The sequence below is a fragment of the Salinisphaera sp. genome (assembly GCF_002729955.1).
GTDB lineage: Bacteria > Pseudomonadota > Gammaproteobacteria > Nevskiales > Salinisphaeraceae > Salinisphaera.
This window is the reverse complement of the sequence record NZ_PBYA01000012.1, coordinates 39,863-62,276: the sequence shown is the minus strand read 5'-3', so window position 1 is coordinate 62,276 and position 22,414 is coordinate 39,863. Positions and strand designations below refer to the sequence as shown.

At 64.9% G+C, this 22,414-nt stretch carries 22 protein-coding genes and 1 tRNA gene; 8 read left to right on the top strand and 15 right to left on the bottom strand.

Features of this window, described 5'->3' with window-relative positions; genetic code table 11:
• Nucleotides 1-53: 53 nt before the first annotated feature.
• On the bottom strand, nt 54-1,127 hold the full coding sequence (locus CMN27_RS03700) for an SDR family oxidoreductase (RefSeq protein WP_293624057.1): 1,074 nt from the start codon (nt 1,125-1,127) through the stop codon (nt 54-56).
• Nucleotides 1,128-1,229: 102 nt separating this feature from the next.
• On the opposite strand from CMN27_RS03700, the gene CMN27_RS03695 reads away from it, so the two are divergent.
• Nucleotides 1,230-2,180, top strand: a complete 951-nt coding sequence (locus CMN27_RS03695; RefSeq protein ID WP_293624056.1) for a LysR family transcriptional regulator — start codon at nt 1,230-1,232, stop codon at nt 2,178-2,180.
• A gap of 289 nt (nt 2,181-2,469) precedes the next feature.
• Entirely contained in the window at nt 2,470-3,666 is a 1,197-nt protein-coding gene (locus CMN27_RS03690) for a GGDEF domain-containing protein (RefSeq protein WP_293624055.1), read from the top strand.
• Nucleotides 3,667-3,676: 10 nt separating this feature from the next.
• Here the strand turns inward: CMN27_RS03690 and CMN27_RS03685 are convergent, their stop codons facing one another.
• Complete coding sequence (locus tag CMN27_RS03685; protein ID WP_293624054.1) at nt 3,677-4,015, bottom strand: hypothetical protein; 339 nt, start codon at nt 4,013-4,015, stop codon at nt 3,677-3,679.
• 236 nt (nt 4,016-4,251) lie between these two features.
• On the opposite strand from CMN27_RS03685, the gene CMN27_RS03680 reads away from it, so the two are divergent.
• The 3 genes from CMN27_RS03680 (at nt 4,252) to CMN27_RS03670 (ending at nt 6,409) form a co-directional block, all read left to right on the top strand.
• Complete coding sequence (locus CMN27_RS03680; RefSeq protein WP_293624053.1) at nt 4,252-5,004, top strand: dienelactone hydrolase family protein; 753 nt, start codon at nt 4,252-4,254, stop codon at nt 5,002-5,004.
• 113 nt (nt 5,005-5,117) lie between these two features.
• Nucleotides 5,118-5,546: an organic hydroperoxide resistance protein gene (locus CMN27_RS03675; RefSeq protein ID WP_293624052.1), complete on the top strand. Its 429-nt coding sequence runs from the start codon at nt 5,118-5,120 to the stop codon at nt 5,544-5,546.
• A 197-nt stretch (nt 5,547-5,743) separates the two neighbouring features.
• Nucleotides 5,744-6,409, top strand: coding sequence for a hypothetical protein (locus tag CMN27_RS03670; RefSeq protein ID WP_293624051.1), 666 nt, complete (start codon nt 5,744-5,746; stop codon nt 6,407-6,409).
• 88 nt (nt 6,410-6,497) lie between these two features.
• Here the strand turns inward: CMN27_RS03670 and CMN27_RS03665 are convergent, their stop codons facing one another.
• From CMN27_RS03665 to mdcA, 8 genes are read right to left on the bottom strand one after another with little or no spacing between them, the layout of a single operon-like run.
• Nucleotides 6,498-7,715 (bottom strand): Bcr/CflA family multidrug efflux MFS transporter, encoded by a 1,218-nt coding sequence (locus tag CMN27_RS03665; RefSeq protein WP_293624050.1) that lies wholly within the window; start codon nt 7,713-7,715, stop codon nt 6,498-6,500.
• A gap of 56 nt (nt 7,716-7,771) precedes the next feature.
• On the bottom strand, nt 7,772-8,692 hold the full coding sequence (locus CMN27_RS03660) for a malonate decarboxylase subunit epsilon (RefSeq protein WP_293624049.1): 921 nt from the start codon (nt 8,690-8,692) through the stop codon (nt 7,772-7,774).
• Between the two features lie 14 nt (nt 8,693-8,706).
• Nucleotides 8,707-9,408, bottom strand: a complete 702-nt coding sequence (locus tag CMN27_RS03655; protein WP_293624048.1) for a malonate decarboxylase holo-ACP synthase — start codon at nt 9,406-9,408, stop codon at nt 8,707-8,709.
• Nucleotides 9,405-10,232, bottom strand: coding sequence for a biotin-independent malonate decarboxylase subunit gamma (gene mdcE, locus CMN27_RS03650; protein ID WP_293624047.1), 828 nt, complete (start codon nt 10,230-10,232; stop codon nt 9,405-9,407). The genes CMN27_RS03655 and mdcE overlap by 4 nt, the downstream gene beginning before the upstream one ends.
• Complete coding sequence (locus CMN27_RS03645; RefSeq protein ID WP_366515395.1) at nt 10,229-11,098, bottom strand: biotin-independent malonate decarboxylase subunit beta; 870 nt, start codon at nt 11,096-11,098, stop codon at nt 10,229-10,231. The genes mdcE and CMN27_RS03645 overlap by 4 nt, the downstream gene beginning before the upstream one ends.
• Entirely contained in the window at nt 11,095-11,406 is a 312-nt protein-coding gene (locus CMN27_RS03640; RefSeq protein ID WP_293624045.1) for a malonate decarboxylase subunit delta, read from the bottom strand. The genes CMN27_RS03645 and CMN27_RS03640 overlap by 4 nt, the downstream gene beginning before the upstream one ends.
• On the bottom strand, nt 11,387-12,319 hold the full coding sequence (locus tag CMN27_RS03635) for a triphosphoribosyl-dephospho-CoA synthase (protein WP_293624044.1): 933 nt from the start codon (nt 12,317-12,319) through the stop codon (nt 11,387-11,389). The genes CMN27_RS03640 and CMN27_RS03635 overlap by 20 nt, the downstream gene beginning before the upstream one ends.
• Nucleotides 12,319-13,965, bottom strand: a complete 1,647-nt coding sequence (mdcA, locus tag CMN27_RS03630; RefSeq protein ID WP_293624043.1) for a malonate decarboxylase subunit alpha — start codon at nt 13,963-13,965, stop codon at nt 12,319-12,321. The genes CMN27_RS03635 and mdcA overlap by 1 nt, the downstream gene beginning before the upstream one ends.
• Nucleotides 13,966-14,078: 113 nt before the next feature.
• Here mdcA and CMN27_RS03625 point away from each other — a divergent pair, with 113 nt between their 5' ends.
• Entirely contained in the window at nt 14,079-14,981 is a 903-nt protein-coding gene (locus tag CMN27_RS03625; RefSeq protein ID WP_293624042.1) for a LysR family transcriptional regulator, read from the top strand.
• Between the two features lie 10 nt (nt 14,982-14,991).
• On the opposite strand, the gene madM is transcribed toward CMN27_RS03625, so the two are convergent.
• The 3 genes from madM to CMN27_RS03610 form a co-directional block, all read right to left on the bottom strand.
• Complete coding sequence (gene madM / locus CMN27_RS03620; protein WP_293624041.1) at nt 14,992-15,759, bottom strand: malonate transporter subunit MadM; 768 nt, start codon at nt 15,757-15,759, stop codon at nt 14,992-14,994.
• Complete coding sequence (gene madL / locus CMN27_RS03615) at nt 15,752-16,162, bottom strand: malonate transporter subunit MadL (RefSeq protein ID WP_293624040.1); 411 nt, start codon at nt 16,160-16,162, stop codon at nt 15,752-15,754. The genes madM and madL overlap by 8 nt, the downstream gene beginning before the upstream one ends.
• Before the next feature lie 622 nt (nt 16,163-16,784).
• Nucleotides 16,785-16,860 (bottom strand) — tRNA-Ala (locus tag CMN27_RS03610).
• Between the two features lie 50 nt (nt 16,861-16,910).
• On the opposite strand from CMN27_RS03610, the gene CMN27_RS03605 reads away from it, so the two are divergent.
• Nucleotides 16,911-17,639 (top strand): TIGR04282 family arsenosugar biosynthesis glycosyltransferase, encoded by a 729-nt coding sequence (locus CMN27_RS03605; RefSeq protein ID WP_293624039.1) that lies wholly within the window; start codon nt 16,911-16,913, stop codon nt 17,637-17,639.
• 32 nt (nt 17,640-17,671) lie between these two features.
• Here the strand turns inward: CMN27_RS03605 and CMN27_RS03600 are convergent, their stop codons facing one another.
• Together CMN27_RS03600 and CMN27_RS03595 are read right to left on the bottom strand one after the other, a co-directional pair.
• Nucleotides 17,672-18,850, bottom strand: a complete 1,179-nt coding sequence (locus CMN27_RS03600; protein ID WP_293624038.1) for a M14 family zinc carboxypeptidase — start codon at nt 18,848-18,850, stop codon at nt 17,672-17,674.
• A 5-nt stretch (nt 18,851-18,855) separates the two neighbouring features.
• Nucleotides 18,856-19,596 (bottom strand): LOG family protein, encoded by a 741-nt coding sequence (locus CMN27_RS03595; RefSeq protein WP_293624037.1) that lies wholly within the window; start codon nt 19,594-19,596, stop codon nt 18,856-18,858.
• A gap of 225 nt (nt 19,597-19,821) precedes the next feature.
• On the opposite strand from CMN27_RS03595, the gene clpB reads away from it, so the two are divergent.
• A complete protein-coding gene (gene clpB / locus CMN27_RS03590; protein WP_293624036.1) occupies nt 19,822-22,401 on the top strand; it encodes an ATP-dependent chaperone ClpB in 2,580 nt (859 codons plus the stop codon).
• Nucleotides 22,402-22,414 lie beyond the last annotated feature (13 nt).

The window sequence follows — 22,414 nt, the reverse complement described above, 5'->3', positions numbered from 1 at the left end:
GTCTGCAGGCCTCGGGCCCGACAGGCGCAGCCTGCCGCGCCCGGGCCAAGGGCTTAGTCGGCCTGAATCGGCGGGATGAGGCGTTCGGCGGCAAGCCGATCGAACAGATCGAAGAACGACGAGCGCGTTTCACGGTGGTCCATGAAGCCGAAGTTGCGCGACTTGTTGATATCGTTCACGCACTCCTGTTCGCGACCCAGGTCGCCGTCGCTGTGCCACCAGGACGCAAGGCGCCCGATATCCGACTCCACCAGGCCGTGGGTTTCAGCGAGTTCGGCCCAGGTGGATTCGATGCCGTCCATTTGCTGCTGTAGCGGCTGCGGTGTTTCGTCCGGACCCTCGGCCTCGAGCCCGAAGTACTCGCCGATTTCCTGCCACAGACGACGCCAGCGAAACACATCGCCGTTGACCGAATTGAAGGCCTGATTCTGCGTGCCAGGCGAAATGGCCGCCCATTCCATCTGCCGCGCCAACAGCAACGCGTCGGTGAGATCGGTGAGCGCGTTCCACTGCGTCTGCGAGCCCGGGAACTTGAACGCCCGGCCGGTGGCCTTGCAGATCGACGCATAGGCTGCAAGCGTCACGCCCATGTTCATGGCATTGCCGCGCGCATAGCCGATGAGCGTATGCGGGCGATGCACGTTCCAGCTCAAACCGTAACGCCGGGCGTTTTCGAGCAGAATGTCTTCGAGTACATAGTAGAAGTTGGGCCCCGGCACCCGTTCGGCGGATTCACGAAAGGGCGTTTCCACGTTGCCGCTGCCATAGGCTTCGAACGAACCCAGATATTGCTTGGTGCCCGTGACCAGCGATGCGTGACGCAGCCTTGTCTCGTCGAGCGCATCGAACAGATTGCGCATCATTGCGCCGTTGGCCTTTTCGTTCTCGGCTTCGGAGTCGCGAGCGGTCCAGGTGCAGAAAAACACATGGGTGACCGGAAGGCCGGCAAGTGCTTCGGCGGTGGCGCGGGCGTCGAGCAGGTCGGCCTGCACCGGAATGATTCCGCCGGTATCGGCCGGTCGGCGTGACAGGCCGTAAACGGTCCAGCCGCTGGCGGCCAGATAGGCGGCAAGATTGCCACCGACGATGCCGGTGGCACCGACGACGAGCGCGGTTCCTTTTTGCATGGTTGATCCTGTCAAAAAGTGCAGCATGGCTGCGTGGGTGATGAACCCAGTATCCGGCTTACGCGAGTTGCTACAATCGCTAACTTTGCAATTGTTTATTGCATGAAACGCAACACACTCGATCTTAATGCCCTGCGATTGCTGCAAACGGTGGTCGACACCGGCAGTTTCACCGCAGCCGCGCAACGAAGTCAGCGCTCGGTCTCCGCTGTATCACGCGAGGTTGGCGCATTCGAACGGGCACTGGGCCAACGCCTGTTCTATCGACATACGCGGGCGGTATCGCTTACCGAAGCCGGTCGGCTCTATCTCGACGCGGTTCGGCCTCTTGTCGAACAGATCGATAGCGCCACCGAAACGCTGTTCAGCGACGACGCCGAGCCCGCAGGCGTACTCAGCGTCAATGCACCGGTCGCGTTCGGCCAGCGCCAGCTCCCTGCACTCCTGGGCAGCTTTCAGGCGCACTACCGCGATGTTCGCGTCGACCTGCGCCTGTCGGACCGCTTTGAAGACCCGGTGAGGCTGGCCCACGATGTCACCTTTCGTGTCGGCCAGCCCGCCAACTCCACTCTGATCGCACGTCCGCTCGCACCGATGCGGTATATCGTCGCCGGTGCGCCGGGCTATCTAGCAGAACACCCCGCCCCGCAAGCTCCGCGCGACCTTCTCAAGCATGCCTGTCTGCGCTACCAGGGTGATTACGGACGACAACAGTGGTACTGGCGCGCTCATGCCGAGTCTGCCTATACACCGCTGACCGTCGATGGCCCTCTCTATAGCGACGACGCGGTCAGCCTGCGCGAAGCCGCGCTGGCGGGCAGCGGCCTCGTGCTCTTCCCAAGCTGGTTGATCGACCGCGAGCTGGCCGCCGGCACGCTCGTCCCGCTGCTCGAAGACTGGCAATGGGAAGTCACGCCGCAGCAACGATTGATTTACATGTTGTATGCCGAGCGCGAGCTCGCCCCGCCCAAGACAAGAGCATTCGTCAATCACGTGCTCGAACAGATCGGCGACCCGCCGCTCTGGGATCGCTGGCGTAGCGCAACCCGCTGACGCTTTGCCCGTGCCAGCGGTTGCGCGCCTCGCGCCTGCCTTGTGTTCGCAATGAATCGCGCGCACAGGCGCCATGCCGCCAGGCGCATCGGACAGCGCGAAAAAATCGCTCGTGACAGCAGTCGATATGTTGCGCACCACATACTGCACCGGCGCCTGAAGCATCCTGCTATGATCCTTGGACGGGGCCGGGGAACACGGTATAAGCATGCCGCAGGCATATATCGCCACCGGCGCACATGCAGCGTTTTCTTGGGGTGCATGGGCGCTGTGGCTTAAACTTCTGACCGTGGGCGCTACCCTGGCGTTGACCGCGGTGCTTGTCGTGCTGACGCTTTCTCTATACCAGCGTTGCGATCAATATGCGCCGACCGCCGTGCATTTCACGGTTGCCAACTTCTTCGCCGCCGCCTACATCGTGGCCGATACCACGGTCATCATCGCAATGACGCTGGCCCGTGACGATGTGGTCCAGACCGCCTACCGGGCGGCCATCGCTGTCTTGCCACTCGCACTCGCGGCTTATTTCTTTGTTTACCGTTGCATGCGGCAGGACGGCTGGCCATCGCGCCGGTTACTTGTCGCTTGTTATTCGCTCGGCCTGGGTGGCGCGATATTGCCTTGGGTGGACAGTCCGTACCTGATCGTGGCCAGCGAGCAGCTCACGATTACCCGCGCAAACATATTCCTCGACTACGGCGCGGGCGCGGGACCTTTCTTCGCGGCCTGCCTGGCCGTGTTCGCCGTGGTGAGCTACCGGATACTACGGCATGCGCCGGCCCGGAAAAGCACGGGTATCTCGCTGGTGACGGGGTTCGGCTTCGCGGTATTCATCCTCTGCGGCATTCACGACGCCTTGCGCGAGCTCGGCCTGTCGCTGCTACCGCTGGATACGCTGGCGCTGGCCGGCGTGCTATTCCAGACTTTCGCCTGCGCAGTGATGGTCTGGCATTACTCGTTGACGCTCGGCGAGCAGCGCAGTCACCACGCACAGCTCAGATCGGTCACCGACCGCGCCAATCGCGATGCGCTGTCGGGCCTGTATAACCGCTGCTATTTCGAAGAGTATATGAGCCGTGCGGGCGCGCAGGCGCGCGGCGGGCTTCTGTTCGTCGACCTCGATCACTTTAAAACGATCAACGACGACTACGGCCATATCACCGGCGACCGGCTGATCAAGACGGTTGCCGGATGCATGTGCGAGGCGACCCGAGAGCGGGATGTCGTATGTCGCTGGGGCGGCGATGAGTTCGTGGTACTGCTCGAATTGGGCGCCGAAAGCGAACACACCCATCCGGCCATCGAACGCCTCGTACGGGCCCTGGATCAGACCCGCCTGGACGGTTTGGATGGCCTCAAGCTCAGCGCCAGCATGGGGTATGCAGAATTCGAAAACGGCCAGTGGCGCGAAGCCCTGGACCGTGCCGATGCAGCGCTATACGAGGCCAAACGCGGCGGCCGCTGCCGGGTACAGATCGCCTGTTGAGTGGCGCGCTTCAGGACCGCCCCTTGGCGCGCGCTTCTTTGTCGAGCGCCGCCCACCATTCGGCATAGCCACTATTGGCCGGGCTTTTTCGGGATTCGTCGGCGGCGCCGTCCGACCACCACACCGGCCCGCGCTCGCCCAGAGCTACCTTGGCCTCCTGCACGCGCTCACGAGCCTGGCGCTCGGCGGCCTCGGTCTGTGCCGCGCCCACGGCACGCCGGGCCGCCATCAACGATTTAACGAGCTGCTGGCGCTCGGCGGGCGCGAGCGCTGGATTGGAGCAGCGCCACAGCCGACCCTTGGCAACGAAATACCGACCGTCGGGGGTATGCGGGTAAGCCGGGCTCATCGGTTCACTCAGGACAATGAAGGGTCACCAGCCTAGGGAAGCGCTGCACAACCTGTCACGCGGCCAACGTTCTAGGAGCCCGGCATCAAGCCGATCGCACAAAATGCATTCGCGTATTCAATAAGCCCCTCACATACGTCTTCGCACTCCTGACCCGGCTGGCGACAACCTCGTGGTTGCGTGCCCCTAAACGGCAACGTAGAACTGGGCCACGACATTCCCCTACGAGCCGCAACATGTCTCGCAGTATTCAGATCGACGCGCCCGAGGGCACGATCGATGGCCACGTTCTCACCCCCGCCGACGCCCAGGGCCCGCTGCCCGCGGTCATTCTTCTCACCGACATCGGCGGACTGCGTCCCTGCTATTACGAGAAGGCCCAGATCGTAGCCGACGGCGGTTACGCGGTGCTCATGCCCAACGTCTATTACCGCGATGCCCACGGGACGATCGTTCCGGACGGCAAGTCTTTTCGAGACGACGATATCCGTCCTACGCTTTTCGAATACGCCGACCATCTCACCCCGGCAGCACAGCGCGAGGACTTCGCCGCCTGGCTGGCGGCTATCGATAGCGAACCCGAGTTCGATTCATCTGCCGTGGGTGTGGTGGGCTACTGCATGACCGGTGCCTTTGCGCTGCGCATGGCAGCCTGGCATCCAGAGCGCATACGCGCGGCGGCGGGCTTTCATTCCGCGAACCTGGCGAAAGCCGACGACCCGAACAGCCCGGTTCAGGAGGTGGCCTCGATTCAGGCCCAGGTTTATCTGGGCCATGCCGACGGCGATGCGCTGCTACCGCCCGACCAGATCGCCTGCCTTGACGAAGCACTGGCCGGCGCAGGCGTGCACTTTTGTACCGAACTCTATAAAGGGGCCGGCCACGGCTATACCGCAAAAGACGCCCCGGTCTACGATGCCCGTGCCGATGCGCGGCATTTCAAGCGTCTGCTGACCCTGTTCGAGGAAGCCCTGAGCAAGGCAGCCTAGGCGCACTATCGGCGCGCGGCAACGACCCGCGCACGCCGTTGCCGAACGGTCTTGAATCGAATTACATTGCGCACAATACTAATTGCCAAACCACTTACAAACAGGATCACGACATGGCGGTAGACAAGGTTCTCTATCGGGCCCAGGCGACGGCCACCGGCGGCCGCGACGGCCGTGCCACCGGCGCCGACAACGAGTTCGATCTCAAACTGGATACGCCCAAGGCGCTGGGCGGTGCCGGCGGCGACGGCACCAACCCCGAGCAGCTGTTCGCAGCGGGCTACTCGGCCTGCTTCATCGGCGCGATGAAGGTCGTGGCCGGCAAGCAGAAAGTATCGCTACCCAAGGACACGAGCGTGACCGGCGATGTCGGTATCGGCCCCTCCGGCGAGGCTTTCGGGATTGAAGTCAAACTCAATATCTCGCTGCCGGGCATGGACAAGAGCGAGGCCGACAAGCTCGTCGAGGCCGCGCATCAGGTCTGCCCCTATTCGAATGCCACCCGCGGCAATATCGACGTCACCCTCGACGTTCAGGTCTAGATCAGCTTGCGTACATAAACTACGGAGTTGAACGCGTATCGTCATGCGATGCGTGCTCTCGGGCGGCTCGTGGTCTGCGAGCCGCCCTTTTCGTTACATATTGTGCATCGCTCGAAATCGCGCGATGATACTTTTTGAACTGTCTGACCCCACTACGGAATCTCCGGCTTCTTTGACGTTCAGTCATGGATGAAGCGATGAACAAGCCCTACTTTGCCCGTTCCCGAATAATCGCCGCGCTGTCGCTGACGGTGGTCGGCGCACTTGCCGCGGGCAGCTGGTGGTACGCACAGCAGCCACAAGAGTCGTATGTGCAAGACTCTCAGGGCATGAGCGCCTCTCATACGGCGCCCGTAGAACCGGCGGAACCGTCCACCTCGAAAGGCCCGGCCAAACCCATGGCCAGCATGGAGCTGCGCCTCGACGGCGCGAACCGCCTGGTCGAGCACGAGCCAGAACCGGCCAAGAAAACCAGCAAGCCCGCCGAGACGACCGGGGGCGTAGACGCGCAAACCAGCGACACATTCGTCGAGAACGAGCGCAGCGATTCGCTGGACCTGAACGTGCAAAACGCGTTCGAAGCGCCCGATCACGCGCGACCGCAGGTGGCATCGGCGACGCCTTCCGCCCGCCCCAACCCGCTGGATGTAAGCAAGTTCCAGAAACAGGCGCCGGAAGTAGAAAGCTATAACCTGTTCAAGTCCGAATACGGCCTGCGTGGCTTCATGAAGCAGAACTGGATCAACCAGCGCGTGGCCCTGCTGGGCGGTCTGGGCCTGAATGACGACCGGCTGATCGAAACCGAAGACGACGACCTGCGCGACGATATCGCCTTCGGCATGGGCTTGATCGTCGCCTTCTAATCCTGGGGTGATCGCATCGCGCGCTCGCCCCGGACGCCTCGCGTAAAAACGCTCGCCGGCGCCCATGAGCGACCCGCCGCGCGGACAATCAGCGCTCGGCAGGCGCGGCGGCGGTAAACACTCGCAGCGCGAGATAGGCCAGCGTCGATCCGCCCGAGGCCAAGCACATCACCACGGCCATCGCCGTGGCATCGCCGCCCAAAGCGCCAACCGCCCAGGTCGCCACGGCGCCGCAGGAGAACTGCACCACCCCGAACAACGCCGAGGCCGCGCCGGCGGCGTCCGGCGCCAGGTCGAGAAGGCCCGCGACCGTATTCGCACCGGCCACGCCCACCGTGGACAACAGGAAGAAAAGCGGTATCGCCACGCCCCAGAAACCGCCGAACCCGGTCAGCGTGGTCGCCAGAAGCACCAGCGAACAAGCCAGCGTGTTGAGCACGGCCACGCCGAGAAGCAGCCGGTAGCCCAGAAACATCACCAGCCGGCCGTTGGTGGCCGTGCCGATGAGCATGGCAAAGACATTCGCGCCGAAATAGAAGCCGAACAGGGATTCGTCGATACCGAACTGGTCGATATAGACGAACGAACTGGCAGCGACATACGAAAACAACGCGCCGAACATCAGCCCGCCGCACAGCAAGAACAGCGCGATCGGGCCACGCCGAAGCAGCGCGAGGTAACCTACGTACTGCGCCAACAGGCTGCGATCGCGCACCCGCCGCTGCGGCGGATGGGATTCACCCAGCAGGACTGCCAGTGCTACCAGACACATCAACGCGTAGACGCACAGCAGCCAGAAGATACCCTGCCAGGCGGCGAACTTGAGCACCAGGCCGCCCACGAGCGGCGCCAACAAGGGCGCGGTCGCCATCACCATGACAACGAACGACATCACGCTCGCAGCCTTCGAGCCGTGGAAACGATCCCGCACGATCGCACGCGACATGACCGGCCCTGCCGCCGCGCCGAAGCCCTGAACGGCCCGTGCGGCGATGAGCATGCCCACCGACTCCGACAGGGCACAGGCGACGCAAGCGAACAGATACAGGCCGAGGCCGAAATACAGGACGGGCCGCCGCCCATAGCGATCGGAGATTGGGCCGTAGGTGAGCTGACCGGCGGCCAACCCCAGGAAGAAAAGACTCAGGCTGTACTGCACGTATGCCGGGTCGACCGCGAACTCGCGCGCCAGGCCCGGCATCGCCGGCAGGTACATGTCGATCGACAACGGCGTAACGGCCGTCAGCATGCCGAGTACGGCAATGAATACGAAATACGCCGCGCGGCTTTCGAGGGACGTGGCCATGCAGGCGGCTCCTTGGAATACGGGGCGCCGGCAGCGCGTGCGACGCGGCGGCTCGATCAGCCGGCGCGGGCACGCCGGATCAGGGCCGCGGCATTATGCCAGCCGGCATCGACGACGGCCACGGCCTCCCCCGGCCCATCCATGCACGGATGCAGACGCGTCAAGACCCGCGCGGGCGGCATTTCCACCGCGAGTTCATAGCCCGACTCGTGCACGATGCGGGCAGTCGCCGCCCAGTGCACGGTACGCGCCATGTTGTAGATCAGATCGTCGCGGACATCGGCGCCGCGCCAGAGCCGGCGCCGCCGGTTCGCGCTGAAATAGGCGCTCTGGGGCGCGTTGAATACGGTATCGGCCGCCGCTTCGGCCAAGCGCTCGGCGGGTGCGGCGAGCAGCTCGCAGTGCGACGGCACCGCCATATCCAGGCGTTGTACCCGTGACGCACCCCGTTCGGTGGCTTGCTCGGCCAGCCGTTCCAGGCCCGCCTCGTGACCTGCCACCACAATCTGGGTATCGCTGTTGACGTTGCCGACATACAGCGGCGCCTCGTCTCGATACAGGTCGGCAATGAGTGCCCGAACCGTTGTTTCGTCGAGGCCGATGACCGCGCTCATGCCGTAGCCCTGCGGGAAGGCCTCGGCCATGAGCTGACCGCGCAGGCGCACCAGGCGCAAGGCCTCGGCATAGTCGATCGCGCCAGCGATCACGGCTGCCGGCCAGGCGCCGATCGACAGGCCCATGACCGCGTCGGGCGGCCCGGCCTCGGCGACAAGATGTCGGGCCGCGGCCACACCGGCAACGGTCAGGGCCAGTTGTACCGATTCGGTGGACGCCAGCGCCTCGTGCGTATCCAGCGTCGCCACCGGGCATCCCAAAGTATCCGCAGTTTCGGCCAGGGTATCGCCTACCGCCCTGCTATCCGGCAACTCCGCGAGCATGCCGGCGCGCTGTGCGCCCTGGCCGGCGAACGTGAACACCACGCCCACTACAATCAGCCAGCCGCCGAGCGCGACGCACGCTCGTGGGCCACAGATCGTACCCAGGGGTCGGCACAAAGAAAGGGCCCCTGATCGCTTTTCACCAGCACATTGTCATTGCCGGCTGCCCAGTCGGCCAGCGCCACGCCGCCCAGCGGCGTTTCCATCTGAATATCGCAGCGAACGGGGAGCATGGCCAGCGACGCAACGACCCCGGCTGCATCGCGGCGGGTGAGCCGCTGCGGCAGCCGGATCAGCACGTCGATATCCGAGGCCGCGTGGCAGCTGGCTTCGTCGGTGGCCAGCTCGTAGCCGACCGCACCGGTCACGCCCCAGCACAGGCGCCGCGAATCCAGCGTGGCGGCCAGCGCCGGCAGCGCGTCGAGGGCCGGGATGGCCTGTCGGCGTTTCGCTGTGGGTCGTTCGATACGGGCCGCGCACTGCTCCGGCGTTACGGTTTTCATCACCTGATCTGCGGCGATGGTCATGGCAAAACGTTGATGGCGTGCCAGCCCGCGCACGCCGACCGGCAGGCAGTCGGACGCACGCGGCGCGCGCCGCACCACGAACGGCCCGCCACGGGCGATCAGCGGATTCGCCCAGGCCGGTGCATCAGCGCCAACGCTTTGCTCTGCACACCACAACAGGTCGTGCGGCCGCACCACGTAGCGGCCGGCTCCCCCTTCGCTATAGTTGCCCGAGGCCGACAACTTCAATCGCCGTTCCATTGCGCACGCAGGCGCTCGCGCACTTTCACCGACGCCGCCCGACCGTCGGCGTCCAGCCGCGATGCCAGACTGACGTCCTGGCCGATGTCGGCCAGCGCCCGTTCCAGGGTCTGGCGTATCCGATCCAGGTCCTCATCGCTCGGCCGATCGGCATCGGCGACCGATACCCGGGCGAACAACAGGCCCAGCGTGTCGAAGCTGGCGATATCGTAGGCCATGGGCGTGATCGTTTCGGCGAGCTGTTCCACGCCCTCGACGGTGCGCTGGGTGATTCGGGCAGCGGCCTGTTTGCCCATGGCATGCACCTGCACGCCGGCGTCATCGAGCGCGATCAATCGGTTGGCCTGATAACCATGGGCCAGAAACGCACCGGACATGGCCTTGCCCACGATCAGCCCGAGCACCGGATGCCCGGCCTCGCGGGCCGTGGCATAGGCCTCGGCCGCAGCGGCCAGCGCCTGATGGATGCCGAAGGCTTCCTCGCTGCGCCCGTAGGCCTGGCTGGGCACATCGATGACTGCGACGATGGCGCGCTTTTGCGCTGCGCCGGCGTCGGCGTCGGCGTCGGCGCTGACGACCTGCCGGACCGCCTGGGCCAGCGCCCAGCCTTCGACCAGCCCGACTTCACCGCCGCGCGCCCGCGGATAGGCGTTGTCGGCATCGGGCACGACCGCGATATAGCGCGCGCTGTGCTCGCCCATCGAACCATCGACGACCTGCACGCTGTCCGGAAAACCCGCGGCGCGGGATGCATTGTCGGTCAGCGCCGCGAGCCAGGCGGCACCCCGCGATCCCTGTTCCTGTGTACTCATGACCCCTCTCCCGAGCCGTGAATTTCCTCTGCCATGACCTCGCGTGCCCATTCGGCGTCGGCACGGCGGCCGGTATCCAGAGCGCGCAGCCTTTCCAGATGCGCGTCCACCGCCTGGGTGCGCGCCAGGTTGCCCACCGGCCGTGCTACCGCACCCGCGATCGCCGTGCGAATATCGGCACTGTCGTCGTCGCAGAGCGTATCGACCAGATGGGTGGCATGGCGCTGTGCGCCGCCGGTCAGGCTCCAGATCATCGGCCGATCGCGCGAGTCGAATTCGTCGACGCCGGCCTCCTGTTCGATCACCTGCGGACCGTTGAGCCCAAGCCGGGCTTCGCGGGTGGCGATCAACGTCGAGCACAGCCCGGCCGCGATCGACATGCCGCCGAAACAGCCCACCGGCCCGCTGATCACGCCCACCACCGGCACATGCTGACGCAGGGCAACGATCGCGGCATGAATTTCGGCAATCGCCGCCAGGCCGCAATTGGCTTCCTGCAGGCGCACGCTGCCGGTTTCGAGCAGCAGCACCGGCACGACAGGTTTTGACGCACGTGCGTCTTCGAGTGCCAGCTCCAGCGCGCCCGCGATCTTGGCCCCGCCGACCTCGCCCATCGAGCCGCCTTGAAAGGCCGGTTCGATCGCGGCAACGACGACCGCCACGCCATCGATCGTGCCACGGGCGATCACCACACCGTCGTCGGCCTGGGTGACGATATCCTGCAGGGGCAGCCAGGGCGAACTCAGCCGCTCGAAGGGGTCGAGCAGTTCTCGCAGGCTGGCCGCATCGAGCAGATACTGCACCCGCTGGCGGGCGTTCTTTTCGACAAAGCTTTCGCGTTGCAATAATTCTGCGCTGTCCATCATGTCCTCCCGGCGCCGCTGGCGGCCTGTTCCATGGCCTGGGCAATGCGCAGGCGTACCACCGCGGGCGTGGCGCCGAAGTCGTTGATTTCGAGTGCGACCGCGGGCTGATCGGCATCGGCGAAGATGCGATCGATCACCGCCGTCCAGATATCGTTGACGCCGTCGACCGACGTGGTGATGGCGACCGTGGAGCGCCCGTTTTCGGCCGGCTCCAGCAGCACTTCCAGATCACCGGAGCCCACCACACCGGCCAGCGCCCGGGCGGCGGCCGGCGCGCCGGCCGGATAATCAAGCGATAAGCGTTGCATATGCATTCTCCTGGGCGGATGGTTCGCCGTCGCGGCGCAGCGGCGCCTCGCCTCGGGCCGCGTTTTCCAGTGCATCGATGAGCAGCGTGGCCGAGAGCAGATCGGCGCTGCCGCCCGGCGAGGCATTCATGGCCAACAGCTCGCGATCGAATCGTGCGAGTTCGCGGGCGCCGGCCACCGTGCCCACGCCGCCGCGATCGATGATCGTTGCCGCGCCGCGCTGCACGCGCAGCAGCCCTACGCGCCCGGCCCGGCTGAGCACGCAGGTATCGTCGAGCACGCTCATGATCGCGAGCAGCGCGTTGAGCCGGGCGACGCGTTCGCTACAGCCGGCCTTTCGCGCCCGGCGCAGCATGGCAAGCCCGGCCTCGCGTATCGGTGGAAACCCGCGGCAGGCCTCGCCGCGCGCGCCGGCGACGTGATAGCGCTTGACCGCGCGCTGACCGTTCGAGCGCCGCGCCGGTGACACGGCCGGATCGTCGATGGCGGCCATCGCCGCCACATCAGCCAGCAACGTATCCGCATGCCAGCGCCTCGGTCGACGCGCGGCGGCGGACACGATCAGCCCCAGACACCAGATCGCACCCCGGTGGGTATTCACGCCGCCGGTGGCGAGCATCATGCGTGCCTCGCTTTCGCGGCCGAGCAGGCCAAGCTCGGCGCGCAGCATGGCCGGCTCGTTCTGCTCGAGCGAGGCCGCCGCCATATCATGGAAACCGACTTCGAGCGCGTCGACCGATGCATGCATCAGGCTACGATCCATATCACGATGTGCGCCGCGACCACGGCGATCAACCAGCCCCGGCTTGGGGGTGAGATCCACTTCCGCGCGCAGGGCGTCGCTGGCCGCGCCTGCGAGCACGCTGGCCAGCGTATCGACACGTACGGCGGTGCCTGTCGTTGCGATCGTCATTACCAGCTCCGAAAACGCGCCGGCGGCTCGTACAGCCCGCCGGACCAGTCGACCAGATCCGCGATGCTGCTCGCCGCCAGCTGGGCGCGCGTGGCTTCGGTACGACTCACGCCCAGGTCCTCGGGCGTGCGGACCTTGTCCTGTTCGCGCAGGCGTTTGGTGGTGGCCGCATCGGCACTCAGACCCAGCGGCGTGACGCCGGCCACCGCCGCGATCATCGCGCGTCGCTCTTCCAGCGACTCGGCCTTGTAGAGATAGGCCAGACCTTCTTCGGTGAGCAGATGGGTGGTGTCGTCGCCATAGACCATCACCGGCGCCAGATCCAGCCCGGCCTTCTCGGCCACGGTGACCGCGTCGAGGCGATCGACGAAGGTCGGTTTCAACCCGGCCTGGAAGGTCTCGACCATCTGCACCACGAGCTTGCGCCCGCGCGCCATCGGATCGGCGCTGGGCGCGAGGTCGGCCCAGGCCGGCGTGGCATGCCGGCGCCCGCGCGCATCGCAGCCCAGGTTGGGGGCGCCGCCGAAGCCGGATACCCGCGAGGTGGTCACCGTCGACGAGTTGCCGTCGCCGTCCATTTGCAGCGTGGAGCCGATGAACATGTCTGCAGCATAGTGGCCGGCCAGCTGGCAGAACGCCCTATTGGAGCGCAGCGAACCGTCCGCGCCGGTGAAGAACACGTCCGGCCGCGCCGCGACATAGTTTTCCATGCCCAGCTCGGTGCCGAAGCAGTGCACCGTTTCCACCCAGCCGGATTCGATGGCGGGAATGAGCGTGGGGTGAGGATTGAGCACCCAGTTCTTCACGATCTGGCCACGCAGGCCGAGCTTCTCGCCGTAGGTGGGCAACAGCAGTTCGATGGCGGCGGTATTGAAGCCGATACCGTGGTTGAGCGACTGCACGCCGTGCTCGGCATAGATGCCCTTGAGCGCCATCATCGCCATGAAGATCTGCACGTCGGTGATATGACGCGGGTCGCGGGTGAACAGCGGCTCGATATAGAACGGCTTGTCAGCCTGCACGACCACGTCCACCCAGGATCCCGGTATATCCACCCGATCCAGCTGGGATACGTCGTCGACGATTTCATTGGCCTGGGCGATGACGATACCGCCCGAGAAGGCCGCGGCTTCCACCAGCGCCGGCGTGTCTTCGGTCGACGGCCCGGTATAGAGATTGCCGTCGCGGTCGGCCTTGAAGGCGGCGGTGAGGACCACCTTGGGAATAAGATCCACGAACAGTCGTGCATACAGTTCGATATAGGTATGAATGGCGCCGACCTCGATCGTGCCGTCCATCATCAACGCGCCGATGCGATGGCTCTGGGTGCCGGAGAAGGCGAAATCCAGTTTGCGGGCGATGCCCTTCTCGAACACCGCCAGATGTTCGGGCCGGCCGACGCTGGGCTGGATCATGTGCAGATCGTGCACGCGCTCCGGGTCCAGCTCGGCCAGCGCACGCGACAGGAAATCGGCCTGCTTCTGGTTATTGCCCTCGGCGATCACCCGATCGCCCGGCGCGATCAGCGCATACAGGGCATCGGTGATGCGCTCGGCCGGCAGCTGTTTGCCGGTCAGCCACGGCGCAACCTGGCCCATGCGGGCCTGCTTGTCGTCGCGGCGCGTTGTCCATTGGCGTTGTGTCATAGGGGGTCCTGGCTTGCGCGAAGCACGCTCACGTTAGAATGCGCTACGCACCGGTTCAATAAACCTGTCGTTTGCTTCGTTAACGTGGAACGGCAACGTCTCGGGGAATACCTGTGAGCAGCGATGAAATCACCCTGCGCAAACTCGAGATCTTTCTCGTGTTCATGCGCGAACGCCATCTGGCGCGGGCCGCGGAAGCCCTGTCGCTGTCCAGCGTGTCGGTACACAAGGCCATTCATTCGCTGGAAGCCGCGGTGGGCTGTCCGCTGTTCGCCCACCGAAGCCGCTCGCTCGAGCCGCTGGAGTCGGCGTTCGTGCTCGAACGCCATGCCAGCGACATCATCGAACGCATCCAGCGCAGCGTGGACGACACTCGCTCGGCGGCCGGCATCTCGCCGAGCATCTTTCGTATCGGCTCGCTCTACTCGCTGACCGTGGCCTTGGTGCCGCGCATCATCAATGCGCTCAAGGCCGAGGTGCCGGACTGCGATATCGAGCTCGTGCTTGGCTCCAATGCCGATCTGGAAGACAAGCTGCAGGCGGGCGACATCGACGCGGCACTGATCTGTGTGCATGAACTGGCCCGACGCCGGCATCGGATCGTCAAGACCCTGTTCGACGACGAAATCCATCTGGCCCAGGCCGCGGATACCGCACCCACGGCCCATGCACCGGTCGACCTGCGCCGCTACGACGGCGAGCCGTTCGTGCTGCTGTCGCAGGAGTTTTCGACCGGGCGCGACAGTTATCGCATGTTCCTCGAGGCCGGCATCACGCCCCGCGTGGCCCTGCGCGCCAACGATATCTTCACGCTCACCAGCCTGGTCAAGGGCGGCGTGGGCCACGCGCTGCTGCCCAAACGGATCGACGATATCTACCCCGGCGCCCTGGCCTTCTCGCGGGTGGTCGAAAATCAGCGCGTCACCCAGACCATCGGCCTGTGCTACCTGAAGTCGCGCCGCGCGGATGAACGCATCGCGGCCCTCGAAAAGGCCGCGATCGCGGTCACCGGCTAGCACGCCCGCCTTAGCCGCCGAGCAGCGCACGTACCACCAGATACAGCACCGACGGCCCCAGCAGGCAGCCCAGACCGGTATAGAAGGTCGCGGTCATCGCACCGTAGGGCACAAGGCGCGCATCAGTCGCAGCCAGGCCACCGGCCACGCCGCTGGTCGTACCCATCATGCCGCCGAACACGAGCGCGGCCGACGGATTGTTGAGTGATATCGAACGCGCCACGGCGGGCGTGATGATCATCACCGAAATCGACTTCACCAGCCCGATGGCGATGGAGAGCGCGATCAGGTCCGAGCTGGCACCGATGGCGCTACCAGTCACCGGGCCAACGATATAGGTCGCCGCCCCGGCGCCGATCGTAGTCACCGATACCGGGTCGGTATAGCCGAACGCATAGGCGATAGCCCCGCCGAGCGCGAACGGCATGATGATGCCCACGAACAAGGCGACCACGCCGTTGAGCCCGGCCTTGCGCAGCTCCTCCACGTCGACGCCGAAGGCCGTGGCCACGATGGCGAAGTCGCGCAGCATCGAGCCGCCCATCAGCCCGAGGCCGGAAAATAGCGCCACATCGGCCAGTCCGTCTTCGCCGCCGGTCGCTACACCGCCGATATAGGACAACACCAGCCCGGCAGCAATGGCGATCGCGGAGCCGTGAATACGCCCGCCGGTGAGGTGCTTGGATACGAGATTGCAGACCAGCATCAGCAGGCCCACCGCGGCGAAGGCGGTAATCAGGCCATTGCTGGTGAATACGTCAACGAGGCGTTCATGCATCGCGATCACCCCGCTCGGTTTCGATATCGTCCAGGGCCACCGCATACTTGCCCTGGCCCAGCCGCGCGATGACCGGCACCAGCGCAAAGCTCACGGCGACCACTGCCAGGCCGCCCACCAAGGCGACGGGGCCACCCGTGACCGCACCCACCACGTTCTGGCTGGCCGCCATGGCGACCACGATGGGGATATAGAGCGAACTCCAGAACTCGACGCCGCGGCGCGACGAGGTATCCAGGCAACCGGCTTTCTGTAGCCGGTAGACCACGAACACCAGCAATAACATCGCCAGGCCCACGCCGCCGACGTTCGAACTCACGCCGATGGCCATGCCGATGAGCTCGCCGATGATATTGCCCGCGAGCATGCAGGCGGCCAGCAACGCCACACCATAAATGATCATGGCTCCTCCTCTCGTTGTATCGTTTTCGTTGTGCCACGAGTGAACGACAGCCGCGCACGGCCAATCAACGAAGACGGCGTTAAGCGTCTTAGCCTGAATATAAATGCCTCGCCCAATCAGCAGCTTGGGCGATGACGCCTACGACGATGGTCATACGGGATACGCGTATTGAATACGGAGCGCGGCGGTCATTCGCCATGCCGACGCGTGACAACGCCGCTTCGCTGCGCCCCGAGACGAACGGGAGGCGCGCTTGACCAGGCGACGGGATTGGGCCGTCACGACCGCGGCGTCGAACACAGCGATAACGATCGGCGATGCACGCCGCCTCGGGCGGCTATGTCGGCGCCACGACCCCGGGGTGGCCATATCGGCACGACGTTGCCGGCCTCGCCAAAACGAGTCGTCGCGTGCTGTTACGGCTTAGGGTCAGTGGCAGCCCCGCAGCGTAGCGACTCTTCTTCGACAGGCGGCGGCGTGCTGCGCAATCGGCGGCGCGGGCGGTTCTGCTGGCGCCAGACCACGACGGGTGTCGTGGAGGGGCCGGCGCGCCGGCCTGCTTCGCGGCAGACGTTTATTACACGCAAGAAAAAGGCCGCTCGATGAGCGGCCTTTTTCAGACTGGTGGAGCCGGGCGGAATCGAACCGCCGACCTTCGCATTGCGAACGCGACGCTCTCCCAACTGAGCTACGGCCCCAGATTCTTTGCCCGCATCCCTGCGAGCGAGCGGCGTATGATAGCAGGCTTATGTCTGTTGCCAACCCCCTTTTTTCCGCAAGCCCGCAAAGCCCGTCACGAGCGGATTTCTCGATCTGGGTGTTCGCCAAGGCGCCAATCGTCGGCCAGTGCAAGACGCGCCTCGCGCGCCGGCTCGGCCACGTACGCGCAACGCGGCTGTATCGCGCCATGCTGGAAGACGCGGTGGCCCGGGCCTGTGCCCTGGCCCCCGGCCGGGTGACGCTGGCCTGTTCGCCAAGCACCCGCCACCCCATGTTCGTACGCCTGGCCGCGCGTCATGGCGTCGTACGACGGCGCCAGGCCAACGGGCCGTTGGGCTATCGCATGGCCCAGGGCGTGCGTCAGGCCCTGCGAAGGAGCGACCGGGTGATCCTCATGGGCACTGATCAACCCGAACTGTCGGGTCCCTGGCTGGATCAGGCACTGGCGCAGCTGACGCACGACCACAGCGCATGGCTTGCGCCCACACGCGACGGCGGTTACTGGGCGATCGGGCTATGCCGGGCCTACGCCGGCGTTTTCCGTGGCCCGGAATGGAGCACGGCGCGGGTGGCGCGGGCCACCCGAACGCGCGCTCTGGCTCTAGGCCTCGATCTCGATAGCCTGCCCGCGCGTCGGGATATCGACGAGGGCCGGGACTGGCAGCGTTTGCCTCGGCGTCTGCGCGCCCCGCTGGCACGGGCGGCCAGCATGCCGGGGCTCGGGCCGACCGGATCTTCTTACGATCCGGGGGAATAACCGTCGCGCCGCAGGGACGGCGCAACGAGTCCTCAGCCGGCTTCGGCGGCGCCGTTGCCGGCGCTGGCCTGGCGCACGCTCCGGAAATAGCGATCCAGCCATGCGTTCAGGTCGGTGAACATCTGGGCGATTTCCTGCTCGCCCGGGGCCTCGTCGGCGTTATCGAGCTCGACCGTAATGACTGGGATGCCCTGCATGCGTGATGCGTAGTTACCCAGCGAGCCGGGGTAAACACCCAGGCGATGCAGGTTCAGGCTGCCCATCTTGCGCGGCGCCGGAAAGTCGCCGTCGTAGTCGAGCAGGCCGTAGGGCGCATGCAGCGAGATGATTACGTCCGGCTTGAATTCGCGGATCTGCTCGGCCAGCCACTTGTTTTCCGGCTCGCTGCCCGCGCTTTCGCCCGGGAAACGACGTTTCTCAAAGCCGACGCGGCGCCAGTAGTCGCGCGACTCCTTGTCCCAGCCCGCCGTGGGCAGGTTGCGATTCAGGTCCACGCCATTGGCGTTCACACGCGTCGGCGGTTCATGAAAGAGGCCGTCCGGGTTGAGCACCGGCGCGACCTGCCATGCATAGGGGGTGCCCTTGTCGGCCATGATGTTCATCCAGCTGAACACCGTACCGACCGAGCTGAGTTCGTCGCCGTGGGTGGCGGCAATCAGCAGGACACGGCCCGAACCCGCCTGCTGTTTGGACGGCTCGATCTTGCGCATGACCAGCGCGCGACCGTTGACCGACTTGTGACCCGAGTCGGCAAAGGCCCCGGACATGCAGTCCGACGTATCGACGCCATCCACGCGCGCGGCCAGATCGCGACACCACCCCGCCACGACGTCGCTGGGCGGCATGTTTGCACCGGCCAGCGGCACGATGCCCTGACGACCGATGAGCTGCAGATCGGGCATGAACTGCGGTTGTTCCGGTTCCGGCGCCGGCTCGTTGGCCGCCACCTGCGCATCGTCCGTAGCTTCGGAAGACTCGATCTGGGTATCGGCCGAGGATTCCACGACGTCCCGATCCGGCTGGCTCTGCGTCACCTGTTCCGGCGCGCCGGCGTCCGCCTCGGAGCCGTCGTCGGAGAAGTTGTAGGTGACCAGCACGGTGACCAGTGCCACCAGCACCATGCTGCCGATCCACCCGGCGACGAGCACCTTGGGGTTCGGATTCGCGCCACCCTGGGCGCTGCCCTTTTTCTTGAAAGATCCGTTAGCCATGACAGTCAGCCGTGCCGGCTTTGTGCGGTCACCGTATCCTGCGCAAGCGCATCGGTGAGGAAATCAAATGCGTCATCAACCGAGTCTGCCCGATAGAACAGGTCGATGTCGCGCTCTGCTATCAGCCCCATCTCCACGAACACATCAAAATTGATGAGTCGGTCCCAGAACTCCTTGCCATACAGCACCACCGGGATACGCGGCTGTTTGCCGGTCTGTATCAGGGTGAGCATCTCGAACAGCTCGTCCATGGTGCCGAAGCCGCCCGGAAATATGATGAGCGCCTTGGCGACGTTCATGAACCAGAACTTACGCATGAAGAAATACTTGAACTCGAAGTTCAGCGCATCGCTGATATACGCGTTCGCCCCCTGCTCATGCGGCAGCTCGATATTGTAGCCCATCGACAGATCGCGGTTGACGTCCGCTGCCCCTCGATTGGCCGCTTCCATAATGCCGGGCCCGCCGCCAGTGCACACATAGTAATGGGAATCGGCATCGTGTGTCTGCATGGTCCAGCGCGTCATGCGCGCTGCCAGCTCGCGGGCTTCGGCATAAAAATCCGCGGTGTCGTCGACCGGATCGGGGCCGATCGGGCGCAGCCGCGCCGAACCCCAGAAGATCAACGCCCGATGCACATTGAGTTCTTTGAGCCGCGCTCTGGGTTCGAGGTATTCGGAGAGCAGGCGCAGCGAACGCGCCTCATCGCTGAGCATGAACTCAGCGTCTTCATAGGCCTTGGTCATTCAAACCCCGGTGAGATCAAATCGTCGTGTGCCGGATTCGGCGCTCGCGCGAGTATATCAGCGTAAAAACGGCTGCCGGCGATCTATGCTGACATGGATCAATACACGATGTTTCAAACGATGGTTGAATTGTTTGCAACCGGACCTATAACAGGACGTATTACAGGGCGCAGCCGTCGCATTCGCTGTGCCGAACCAGTCTAAGAGGGATAGCACAACATGCGCATGGACAAACTAACCAGCAAGCTTCAAAGCGCTCTCGGCGAGGCCCAGAGCCTGGCTGTCGGCCGCGACCACAACGAAATCCAGCCGGTACACGTGCTGCTGGCCCTGCTCGATACCGAAGGCGGGACCGTACGCCCGCTGCTCGACGGCGCGGGGCTGGATGTACGCGATCTGCGCAACCGCCTGCTCAAGGCGCTCGACGACCTGCCGACCGTTGGCCAGGCCACGGGCGACGTGGGTGCGAGCCAGGCGCTCGTGCGCGTACTCAACCTGTCGGACAAGCTGGCCCAGAAACGCGGGGATTCGTTCATCTCCAGCGAGCTGTTCGTACTCGCCGCGCTCGAGGACAAGTCTGAAGCCGGCACCATTCTCAAGAACGCCGGCGCGACCCGCGACAAACTCACTGCCCAGATCGACAAGATCCGCGGCGGCGAGAACGTGGACGACGCCAACGCCGAGGAACAGCGCGGCGCGCTCGACAAATACACCATCGACCTCACCGAGCGGGCCGAACAGGGCAAGCTCGATCCGGTGATCGGCCGCGATGAAGAAATCCGCCGGGTGATCCAGGTGCTTTCGCGCCGGACCAAGAACAACCCCACCCTGGTCGGCGAACCCGGCGTGGGCAAGACCGCCATCGTGGAAGGTCTGGCCCAGCGCATCATCAATGGCGAAGTCCCGGAGTCGCTGCGCGACAAGCGAGTGCTGGTGCTCGACCTCGGCGGCATGATCGCCGGCGCGAAATACCGCGGCGAGTTCGAGGACCGTCTCAAGGGCGTGCTCTCCGACCTGTCCAAGCAGGAAGGCCGGATCATTCTGTTCATCGACGAAATCCATACGCTGGTCGGTGCGGGCAAGGCCGAGGGCTCGATGGATGCCGGCAATATGCTCAAGCCCGCCCTGGCCCGCGGCGAGCTGCACTGCATCGGCGCGACCACGCTCAACGAATACCGCGAGAACATCGAGAAGGACGCGGCGCTGGAGCGGCGCTTCCAGAAGGTGCTGGTCGACGAGCCGGACCTGGAAGACACCATCGCCATCCTGCGCGGGCTCAAGGAGCGCTATGAAGTCCACCACGGTGTGGATATCACCGACGGTGCCATCATTGCTGCGGCCAAGCTCTCGCAGCGCTACATCACGGACCGCAAGCTGCCCGACAAGGCCATCGATCTGATCGACGAGGCCGCCTCGAAGATCCGTATCGAAATCGATTCCAAGCCGGAAGAACTGGACCGGCTCGACCGGCGCCTGATTCAGCTCAAGATCGAGAAGCAGGCCCTGTCCAAGGAATCCGACGAAGGCTCGAAGACCCGCCTTGACCGGCTCGACGAGGAAATCGAGGACCTCGAACGCGAGTACTCGGATCTGGAAGAAATCTGGAAATCGGAAAAAGCCTCGGTCGCAGGCGCGGCAAACAAGCGCGAAGAACTCGAACAGGCCAAGAAGGAACTCGAGGCGGCCCAGCGCGCCCGCGATTTCGATCGCATGTCCGAGCTGCAGTACGGGCGTATTCCCCAGCTCGAGCGTGAACTGACCGAAGCCCAGGCGGCCGAGGAAAAACCGGCGGCCACCAAGCTGTTGCGCAACAACGTCACCGACGAGGAAGTCGCCGAAATCGTGTCGCGCTGGACCGGCATTCCGGTGAATCGCATGCTCGAGGCGGAACGCGACAAGCTGCTGCGCATGGAGGATTCGCTGCACGAACGGGTGATCGGCCAGAACGAGGCCGTGTCGGCGGTGGCCGATGCCATCCGGCGTTCGCGCTCGGGCCTGTCGGACCCGAACCGGCCAATCGGCTCGTTTTTGTTCCTGGGCCCCACCGGCGTCGGCAAGACCGAGCTGTGCAAGTCGATCGCGACCTTCCTGTTCGACAGCGAATCGGCCATGGTGCGTATCGACATGTCCGAGTTCATGGAAAAACACTCGGTCGCACGCCTGATCGGCGCGCCCCCAGGCTATGTCGGCTATGAACAGGGCGGTTATCTCACCGAGGCCGTACGCCGCAAGCCGTATTCGGTCATCCTGCTCGACGAAGTGGAGAAAGCCCACGGCGATGTGTTCAACGTGCTGCTGCAGGTGCTCGACGACGGCCGGCTCACCGACGGTCAGGGCCGCACGGTGGACTTTCGCAATACCGTGATCGTGATGACCTCGAACCTGGGCAGCCAGCTCATTCAGGAGCTTGCGGATACCAGCTACGAGACCATGCGCGAGTCGGTGATGGAAGTCGTGGCCCAGCACTTCCGGCCCGAGTTCATCAACCGTATCGACGAGTCGGTGGTCTTTCATCCGCTGGGCCAGAGCGAGATCCGCTCGATCGCCAGAATCCAGATGCGCGAACTGCATCAGCGTCTGGCCGAACGCGAGCTCGTCCTCAAGGTCAGCGATGCCGCACTCGACAAGCTGGCCGAAGCCGGTTTCGACCCGGTCTACGGCGCACGCCCGCTCAAGCGCTCGATCCAGACGCTGGTGGAAAACCCGCTCGCCAAGCGGATACTGGCCGGCGAGTTCGTGGCCGGCGATACGGTCAAGGTCGATCTCGGCGAGGACACTGCGCTGCATTTCGACAAGGCCGCCTGACGCCGGCGGGCCA